The 8,833-nt window shown below is 72.3% G+C and carries 10 protein-coding genes; 9 read left to right on the top strand and 1 reads right to left on the bottom strand.

Annotation, left to right across the window (positions count from 1 at the left end):
• The coding region (locus M3N57_03115) for an HAD-IIA family hydrolase (GenBank protein MDP9021689.1) at positions 1–1,204 on the top strand (1,204 nt) is incomplete at its 5' end.
• Positions 1,205–1,263: 59 nt separating this feature from the next.
• Here M3N57_03115 and M3N57_03110 read toward each other — a convergent pair.
• On the bottom strand, positions 1,264–2,049 hold the full coding sequence (locus M3N57_03110) for a rhomboid family intramembrane serine protease (GenBank protein ID MDP9021688.1): 786 nt from the start codon (positions 2,047–2,049) through the stop codon (positions 1,264–1,266).
• Between the two features lie 47 nt (positions 2,050–2,096).
• On the opposite strand from M3N57_03110, the gene M3N57_03105 reads away from it, so the two are divergent.
• The 8 genes from M3N57_03105 (at position 2,097) to M3N57_03070 (ending at position 8,832) form a co-directional block, all read left to right on the top strand.
• Positions 2,097–2,846 (top strand): pyrimidine reductase family protein, encoded by a 750-nt coding sequence (locus M3N57_03105; protein ID MDP9021687.1) that lies wholly within the window; start codon positions 2,097–2,099, stop codon positions 2,844–2,846.
• 25 nt (positions 2,847–2,871) lie between these two features.
• Positions 2,872–3,330 (top strand): hypothetical protein, encoded by a 459-nt coding sequence (locus tag M3N57_03100; GenBank protein MDP9021686.1) that lies wholly within the window; start codon positions 2,872–2,874, stop codon positions 3,328–3,330.
• Positions 3,327–3,545 carry a hypothetical protein gene (locus tag M3N57_03095; GenBank protein ID MDP9021685.1) on the top strand — a complete coding sequence of 73 codons (219 nt, stop codon included), beginning with the start codon at positions 3,327–3,329 and terminating at the stop codon, positions 3,543–3,545. The genes M3N57_03100 and M3N57_03095 overlap by 4 nt, the downstream gene beginning before the upstream one ends.
• Before the next feature lie 5 nt (positions 3,546–3,550).
• Positions 3,551–4,357 (top strand): TlyA family RNA methyltransferase, encoded by an 807-nt coding sequence (locus M3N57_03090; GenBank protein ID MDP9021684.1) that lies wholly within the window; start codon positions 3,551–3,553, stop codon positions 4,355–4,357.
• 21 nt (positions 4,358–4,378) lie between these two features.
• Entirely contained in the window at positions 4,379–5,230 is an 852-nt protein-coding gene (locus M3N57_03085) for an NAD(+)/NADH kinase (GenBank protein ID MDP9021683.1), read from the top strand.
• A 93-nt stretch (positions 5,231–5,323) separates the two neighbouring features.
• Positions 5,324–7,012 (top strand): DNA repair protein RecN, encoded by a 1,689-nt coding sequence (gene recN, locus M3N57_03080; GenBank protein MDP9021682.1) that lies wholly within the window; start codon positions 5,324–5,326, stop codon positions 7,010–7,012.
• Positions 7,013–7,088: 76 nt separating this feature from the next.
• Positions 7,089–7,961 carry a M23 family metallopeptidase gene (locus M3N57_03075; protein MDP9021681.1) on the top strand — a complete coding sequence of 291 codons (873 nt, stop codon included), beginning with the start codon at positions 7,089–7,091 and terminating at the stop codon, positions 7,959–7,961.
• Positions 7,962–8,133: 172 nt separating this feature from the next.
• Complete coding sequence (locus M3N57_03070) at positions 8,134–8,832, top strand: M23 family metallopeptidase (protein MDP9021680.1); 699 nt, start codon at positions 8,134–8,136, stop codon at positions 8,830–8,832.
• The last annotated feature ends 1 nt before the right edge of the window (position 8,833 follow it).

Below are 8,833 nucleotides of genomic sequence, written 5' to 3'. Positions count from 1 at the left end.
CTACGACGGCCTGGTCGTCGACCTCGACGGCGTGGTGGTGCGCGTCGAGGACCCGATCCCCGAGGCCGTCGCGGCGCTGTCGCAGATCGAGCAGCCCACCGTGTTCGTGACCAACAACGCGACCCGCCGACCCCACCACTGGGTGGGCGTCCTGGAGCGCGCCGGCTTGACGGTCGACCCGGACCGGATCCTGACGAGCGCGATGGCGGCTGCCTGGCTCGTGGGCGGCCAACCGCCGCCGCGTGTCCTGGTGATCGGTGAGGATGGTCTGCGCGCTGCCTTGACGGACGCCGGGATCCCGCTGGTCGACGCGCCCGACGACGCCGACGCGGTCGTCGTCGGGTGGGACCGCCAACTGACCTGGGAGCGGCTGCGCGACGCGACCCTGGCGATCGCCGGCGGCGCCCGGTTCGTCGGGACCAACGCCGACCTCATCTACCCCGCCGACGACGGTCCCTGGCCCGGCAACGGTGCCGCGCTGGCGTACCTGCGTGCCGCCACCGGCGTTCACCCCGAGATCGCCGGGAAGCCGGAACGGCCGCTGTTCGAACTGGCCGCGGAACGCCTGTCGCTCGGCGATGGACGCATCCTCGTGGTCGGCGATCAGCTCGACACCGACGTGACCGCTGCCCAGCGGATGGGATGGGACGCAGCGCTGGTGTTGACGGGCGTCGCCCGATGGTCGGACCTGGTCGGTGCTGCGGCGACCCCGACGTGGGTGCTACGCCACCTGGGCGAGTTGACGGGACCGGAGCCGGCCACGATCCGTCGAGGCCAGCCGGTCGATCGGTCCGCGATCCGCACCCTGCTCGAGGACGCCGGTTGGGAGCTCGGCGGGGCAAAGCCGCGACCGGATCACGCCCTCGTCGCGGTGGCGGGCGACGACGACATCGTCGGGACCATCGCGTGGGAGCGAGACGGCGACACGGCCAGCCTGCAGGGCCCGGTCGTGGCCGCTTCCCAGCACGGCCGCGAGACCGGATCACACCTGGTGGCGCAGGTACTGCACGAGTTGCGCAGCGTCGGTGTGCAGCTGACGTACCTGTTGGTGCGCGACGGTGACGCCGGCTTCGAGCAGCTGGGGTTCGAGTCGGCCGAGGTCGACGACGTCCCCGACGATGTCCGCACCGACGCCGGATCCCACCGAACCGTCCTGGTGCGCGACCTCCGCAGCGACGCTCCACGCCGCAGCACGCTCGAGTAGCGCGGCGGGGATCTTCGCCGCCCCCACCTGGCCGTCGACGTCGACGATGTCCGCTGAAGCTACCCGGGAGTCGGTGTGGTCCGGGTGGCCCCCAGCGACCGCAGCACGAGGGTGCCCACGACGCCGGCGACGAACCCGGCGACGTGCGCCTCGTACGCGACCGGGCCTCCGGCGGGCTCGTTGAGCGCCAGGAGCTGCGTCGCGAACCAGATCCCCAGGACCAGCCAGGCCGGCAGATCCACGATCGCGAAGAACAAGAAGAAACCCAGGATGCGTGCCCGCGGGATCACGCCGGCCAGCAGGTACAGCGGGAACGGCACGTAGGTCTGGACGCGCGCTCGCGGGTGCAGGATGAAGTACCCGCCGAGCACGGCCGCGATCGCTCCCGACGCCCCCAGCAGCGGAACGAGCGCGGTCGGGTTGATCAACGCGAACACGTACACCGACACCAGGCCGCCCAGCAGGTAGTACAGCAGGTAGGTGACGTGACCGATCTCGTCCTCGACGTTGTTCCCGAAGATCCACAGGAACAGCATGTTGAAGCCCAGGTGCCAGATGCTGCCGTGCAGGAACATCGACGTCAGCGCCGACAGGAACACGTTCTTGGCGGCCAGGGCCGCGGGGAGACACGCCGGGGCGTCGGCTGGGACCGCCGACGGGTCCAGCGATTGCAGACGCAGCAGCTCCACCGGGATCGCCGCCCAGCGGAAGATGAAGCACTGCAGCTGAGCCGGTGGCAGCTGCGCGTTGAACGCGAAGAAGATCGCGACGTTGGCCGCGATCAGCGTCACGGTCACCACCGGTTTGCGCCGGGTCGGGTTGCGGTCGCCGACCGGGAGCACCATCAGCTCCCCTCGATCACGGACACGGCGCTGACGCTACTTTACGACCCGTGCGGCGAATCCATCCCGACGTCCACGACGAGACGCTCGACGAGCTGTACACGGACCTGGCCTTCCCGCCACCAGCGACCGATCGGCCTCACGTCTACCTCGACATGGTCGCAAGTGTCGACGGTGCCGCGACGGCGGAGGGTCGGACCGGGCCGCTGGGCGGCGAGGCCGACCGTGTCGCGTTCTCGCGTCTCCGCGAGTGGTGCGACGTGATCCTGGTGGGCGCGTCGACCGTCCGTATCGAGGACTACGGCCCACCTCGACCGAGCGACGCTGCTCAGGTGCGCCGCCGCAGCCGCGGCCTGGAGGCGGTGCCCCGCCTGGTGGTCGTCACCGCGACGCTGTCGTTGAACCCGGCTGCGCGGCTGTTCGCCGATCCGGCGCGGCGATCGCTCATCCTCGTTCCCGAGGACGCCGATCCGGCCAGGCGGGCAGCGCTCGCCGAGGTGGCGGAGGTCAGGGGAGTCGGGCGCGGTCGCGTCGACCTCGTGGCGGCCGTGCGGGCGCTGCGTGCCAGCGGGGTCCGCTACGTGCTGTGCGAGGGCGGGCCAACGCTCAACGGGGAGCTGCTGGCCGCCGGCCTCGTCGACGAGCTGTTCCTGACGATCTCACCGCAGCTGGTTGGGTCGTCGGCGTACCGGATCGTCCAGGGGCCGCTGCCTGGCGCCCCGCAGCCGATCGAACTCCGGGAAGTGCGTGAGCACGGCGGCGAGCTGCTGTTGCGGTACGGCCTCAGGTCGGGTCGCTAAGCTCGGTAGGACTCAGGAGGTTGACGTGAACGACGCGCTGAGCAGGTACATCGAGGCCGCGACCGGCATCACGAAGACCACCCGCGCCCGAGCCGAAGAGATCGTCAAACGGCTCCTGCAGCAGGGGGAGGCAGCCGCCCGCGACCCCAAGGAGCTCGTCGATCAGCTCATCGAGCGGTCTCAGGAGAACCGGGAGGCTCTGACCGCGCTGATCCGAAGCGAGTCCAGGCGCGCTGTCCGCGCGATGGGCTTGGTGACACGCGAGGATCTCGAACGTCTCGAGCGCCAGGTCAGCGAGGCCAAGCGCACCGCAGCGGCCGCTGAGGACGTCGCGGGCGAGTCATCGGGAGGGGCGAAGAAGACCCCATCGGCAGCGAAGAAGGCGACCGCGCGACCAGCCGCGAAGAAGGCGGCCAAGAAGACCGCCGCGACCAAGACCGGTGAGCGGACCGGCGAGGGCGCCGGCGAGGGCGCAGGCGAGTGAACGACGGCCGCTCCGACCCCTTGCAGGCCGACCCCCTGCAGGCCGACCCCTTGCAGGCCGCCCGCGCGCACCTCGAGGTCGTCGCAACCCGCCCACCGGCCGAGCGCAGCGACCTGTACGCCGCCATCAACGACGTGCTGGTCGCCGAGCTCGCCGCGATGGACGATGCGCAGGTGGTGCGGTCGACGCGCGGCAACGGGAACGACGCGACGTAACGACCGTGGGGACCTCGCGGCGGCGCCTCGACGCTGAACTGGTGCGTCGCGGGCTCGTGGCCTCGCGTGTCGAGGCACGCGCGGCGATCGATGCCGGACGGATCACGGTGGACGGGGCGCCGGCGTGGAAGCCGGCGACGCTGGTCGACCCGGCCCAGGCCGTGGTGGTGTCCGGGCCACCCCGCCGGTACGCCAGTCGGGGCGGTGACAAGCTCGAGGCCGCGCTCGATCGCTTCGGGGTCGACCCCGCCGGACGGCGTTGTCTGGACGTCGGTGCGTCCACCGGCGGGTTCACGGACTGCCTGCTGCAGCGGGGCGCCGCTCACGTCGTGGCGGTGGATGTGGGGTACGGGCAGCTGCACCAGCGGCTGCGTCGCGATGACCGCGTGACGGTGCTGGAACGGACCAACGCCCGGGATCTCACCCGGGACGACGTCCCCGCCCCCCCTCCTGACCTCGTCGTGGCGGACGTGTCGTTCATCTCGCTCACGCTCGTCCTGCCTGCGCTGCGAGCGCTCGCCTCCGATGGCGCTGAAGCGGTGGTGCTGGTCAAACCGCAGTTCGAGGCTGGCCGCGACCAGGTCGGCAAGGGGGGTGTCGTCCGAGACGCCGACGTCTGGGCGCGCACCATCCGGCGCGTTGCGCGCGCCGCCACGGCGCTAGGCTGGGCTCCCGCCGGGGTGGCGCCGTCGCCACTCACCGGACCGGCTGGGAACGTCGAGTTCCTCCTGCACCTCGTGCCTGACCCGGGGGCCGCCGACGGCCTGGAGGAGCGCATCGATGCCGCCGTGCGTGAGGCCACCGCCCGCTGAACGTCGGTCAGGGAAACGATCGTGAAGGTCGGGTTGGTCGTCCATCACCGCCGCTCCGCGTCCCGCGAGGCGGCGGTCGACGCGGCTGCACGCCTGCGGACGCTCGGGGTGGACGTCGCTATGGCCCGCCCCGACGGCGAACAGCCGGACGTCGGTGTCCCACAGCTGTCCCACGACGCCTTCACCGATGGCCTCGACCTGGCCATGTCGTTCGGTGGCGACGGGACGTTCCTGCGTGCAGCTCACCTGTGCCGGGGGGCCGGCGTTCCCATCCTCGGGCTCAACCTCGGCCGGCTCGGCTTCCTCGCCGACGCGGAGCTCGACGACCTCGACGATGTCCTGCAGGCCGTCGCCAACCGTGACTTCCGCATCGAGGAGCGGCCGACCCTGGAGGTGTGGTCGTCGGATCCCGACGGGCGACGGCTGTCGGAGGACTGGGCGCTCAACGAGGTCTCGATCGAGAAGAGCGCCCGACAGCGGATCCTGATGATGGAGCTGCACGTGGCGCGGTCCCGCTTCGCCAGGATCCCGGCCGACGCGTTGGTCGTTGCGACCTCCACCGGCTCGACCGCGTACGCCTTCTCCGCGGGTGGGCCGATCTTGTCACCCGAGGTCCGCGCGCTCCTGGTCACGCCGGTGGCCCCCCACAGCCTCTTCGCCCGAACGGTGGTGGTTGGCGAGGACGAGCAGATCGACGTCGAGATCCTCCCCGAGCAGTCACCGGCGATCGTCAGCTGCGACGGACGCGAGCCTGTCACCGTCCCGGCCGGCGGGTGGGTCCACGCGACAGGCGGTGGCCAACCCGTGCGGCTGGCGCGTGTGTCGTCGATCGACTTCTACGGTGTGGTCCGCACCAAGTTCGGGCTGCGGTGACCGACCTCGTCGGTCCCCGACAGCTGTGCAGCGCCTGCACCGTCACGTCGCACCTGGCGGTCATACTGCGCACGTCGACCGCTGGAGACGACCGTGATCGACGAGCTCCACATCGCCGGCCTCGGGGTGATCGAGGACGTCACGCTCCGCCTGTCCCCGGGCCTGACGGTCGTCACCGGCGAGACGGGCGCGGGCAAGACCATGGTGGTCACCGCGCTGCAGCTGCTCCTCGGCGACCGCGCCGACACCAGCCTGGTCCGGATCGGCTCGGAGGCCGCCGGGGTGGAGGCGCGGCTGACACCCGTGCCGCCGAACGCGGTTGCGGGCGGGTGGGCGACGCCCGACGCTCCCGAGTTGATCATCTCCCGCGAGATCCTCCCCGGCCGCGCTGACGCCAGCGGCGGACGGAGCCGGGTGCGTATCGGCGGACGGTTGGCCGCGGTGTCTGCCCTGGCCGACGTCCTGGGGGAGTTCGTCGACGTCCACGGCCAGGGCGCGCACGTGCGGCTGGGGCGCTCCGGCGTCGCCAGGACGTTGCTGGACCGGTACGCCGGCGCACCGCACGCACGAACGCTGGCGGCCTACCGGGCCGCGTGGACGGCGTGGCAGGACGTCAGCGGACAGCGGGCGTCGCTCCTCGCTGACGCCCGGGAACGGGCCCGTGAACACGACCGGCTCGCCCACGAGCTCGCGGAGATCGAAGCGGCCGGACTGGACCCGCAGCGGGACGCCGAGCTGGGGGAGGAGCGTGCCCGTCTGGAACATGCCGAGCAGCTGGCGAGCGCGGCCGGACAGGCCGCCGCGGCGCTCGGTGAGGACGGCGCCGACGACCCGGTGGGCGTGGCCGTGACCGCATTGCGGCGGGCTGCCGGCCACGACCCACACCTCGACGCGTTAGGCGAGAGGACCGAAGCGATCGCCGCGGAGCTCGCGGACGTGCGCGGCGAGCTGCGTACGTACGCCGAGACCGTCGAGGCCGACCCGTTCCACCTCGACCAGCTCCGCCGGCGTGAACGCCTCCTGGCCGACCTGACCCGCAAGTACGGGGCGGACGTGCCCGGGGTGCTGGACTACTCCGCGCAGGCACGTGCCCGCCTGGCGGAACTGTCGCGCCACGAGGAGTCGGTGACCGCACTCGCCGAGCGCGAGGCCGATCTGGGATCGCAGGTGCACCGCATCGCCGGCGAGCTCCACCGTGGCCGCGACGCCGCGTCGTCACGACTGGCCGAGGCGATCGAGGGGCACCTGGCCGACCTGGGGATGGCGCACGCCCGGGTGCGGATCAGCGTCGAGGACCGCCAACAGCCGGGCCCGCACGGTTGCGATCGGGTCTCGATCGAGCTGGCCGCGAACCCCGGCGAGCCGCCTCGGCCGCTGGGTGAGGCAGCGTCGGGCGGAGAACGGTCGCGAGTGGCGCTGGCGGTGGAGGTCGCGCTGGCCGACGTCGAAGACGCCCGCGTGCTCGTCTTCGACGAGGTCGACGCCGGGATCGGCGGGGCCACCGCCATGGCAGTGGGTGAGAAGCTCGCCCGCCTGGCCGTCGACGGTCGCCAGGTCTTGTGCGTCACACACCTACCGCAGCTGGCGGCGTTCGCGGACGTTCACCACGTCGTCGAGAAGGGGATCCGTGGCGGGCGGACGGTCACCACGTCACGGTCGGTGCAGGGGGCGGACCGGCCAGCGGAGCTCGCCCGCATGTTGTCCGGCGGGGCGGGACGGGACGCCGGTGTCGCCCATGCCCAGGAACTGCTCGCCGAGGCGTCCTCACGCCGCGCCGTGTGAGAGAAGTTCGCCGGGTCGCGTGGTGCTGCGACTAAGGTCCGCGCCGATCCCATCCGTCGCACGCAGGACGATCAGCGTGACGCGACCGAGCGAGCCTGCGAGCCTGGCCGAGTCCTTCGCGGCGCACACCCGGTTGCAGGTCGGCGCGGCGACGCTCGACAGGATGAGCGCTCCGGGCGAGGCCCGGGTGCGACGACGGCGTCGCCGGTTCCGGCTGCGGCAGCTGGGTGCGGTGGTCGCGGTGGCGGCTGCCGTGGCCGGCTCCGTGGCTCTGGGTGCGTCGGTCGGGGAGCGGACGGCCACGCGGCGACCGCCGCTCGCCGCCGCGCAAGGCGGACGCCTCGATGTCAGCGACGTTGGCCAGCCGCGCTCGGCGGGAGCCACCACCACGACGACCAGCACCGCGTTCGCCTCGTACGCCGATCTGCAGCTGGTCCTGCCCAGCGACCAGGTGCGCTTGGTGGGATTCCACGAGGCCGCGTTCGCCGACGCGCTGCCGCTGACGCCGGCGGGATCTCTGCTGGCGAACGACAACACCACCAAGTTCCGTCCGCCGCCCGACCGTGACGGCGTCGGCTACGTGGTGCTGTCGTCGCGAGGCCGCACCAACCCGGCCACGTCCGCGGTGGACGTTGCGCTCCCGCCCGGGACGCCGGTGGCGAGCCTGATCGACGGCACCGTCACGCTGGTGGAGCATTACCAGCTGTACGGACGTCACCCCGACACGCGGGTCGAGATCGCCCCTGCCGGTCGACTCGACCTGCGGGTCGTGCTGATCCACCTCACGGACGTCCGCGTGCGCCCCGGGCAGCGGGTGCAGGCGGGGCGCACGGTGGTGGCTGGCGCCGCGAACTTCTTCCCCTTCCGCTCCCACGTCGATCGCTACGTCGAGGGCGATCCGGGCCCCCACGTCCACATCGAGGTCAAGCGACCCGCCAGTGGGGCGTAGCAGCGTGGCGCCACGGCGAGGCCTGTTGGGCGACGGAGAACCCGCCCGGTACGTTCCCGGGCGCTCAGCGCCCAGACGGCAACGTGTCCTTCGGTCCGTCGGTTACCGAGCCGATACCCACCGTCTCGGTCGCGCAACCCTCCCCCATGCCACGACGCCCCGGAGCGACGCCGTGCCCGCACGCCCTCCCCACGACGCGTTCGCAGCCGTGTACACCCGGCCCCGCGTCAACCGCTACGCGATCGCTGGGCTCGCTCCGGTGCTCGCCGCGGCCCTCAGCCTCCCGGCCGCCGTCGATCGGACCGCGGCTGCCCGACCGAGCGTCGTCGAGGCACAGGCGCTGTGGGTGGATGCCAGCAACGGGATGCCGAGGTCACCGGCCCCCGACCCGGTCATCGAGCCGTTCGCGACGGTCGACGGCGTCCAGCTGGTCGAACCGGCCCCGGCACCGGTCCTGATCGGGTTCCACCAGGCGAACGGCCCGCGCCCGATCCCGCTGACCCCTGATGTGGCCGCGCACGAGATCCTCCCCAGCCGCGGACGAGGCACCCACGCGACCTCCGCGGTCGATATCGTGCTCCCGGCGGCAGAGCCGGTCCGCGCCACCGTGTCTGGGACGGTGGTGGCCGCCAACCGCTACGCGCTGTACGGCCAGACCATGGATGACCTCGTGGAGATCGTCCCCGACGCCAACCCCGCGATCCGTGTCCGCGTCTTGCACCTCGCCGACCTGCAGGTGACCCCGGGTCAGCACGTCGTCGCCGGCGAGACGGTGGTGGCCGCCACCGCCCGGACCCTGCCGTTCGGGTCGCAGGTGGACACGGTCGTTGGCCAGCGACTGCCTCACGTCCACGTCGAGGTGGTGCGGTGAC

The sequence above is a fragment of the Actinomycetota bacterium genome, from assembly GCA_030776725.1.
Classification (GTDB): domain Bacteria; phylum Actinomycetota; class Nitriliruptoria; order Nitriliruptorales; family JAHWKO01; genus JAHWKW01.
Note: the sequence above shows the minus strand (reverse complement) of the source record. Positions and strands in the feature narration are given on the sequence as shown.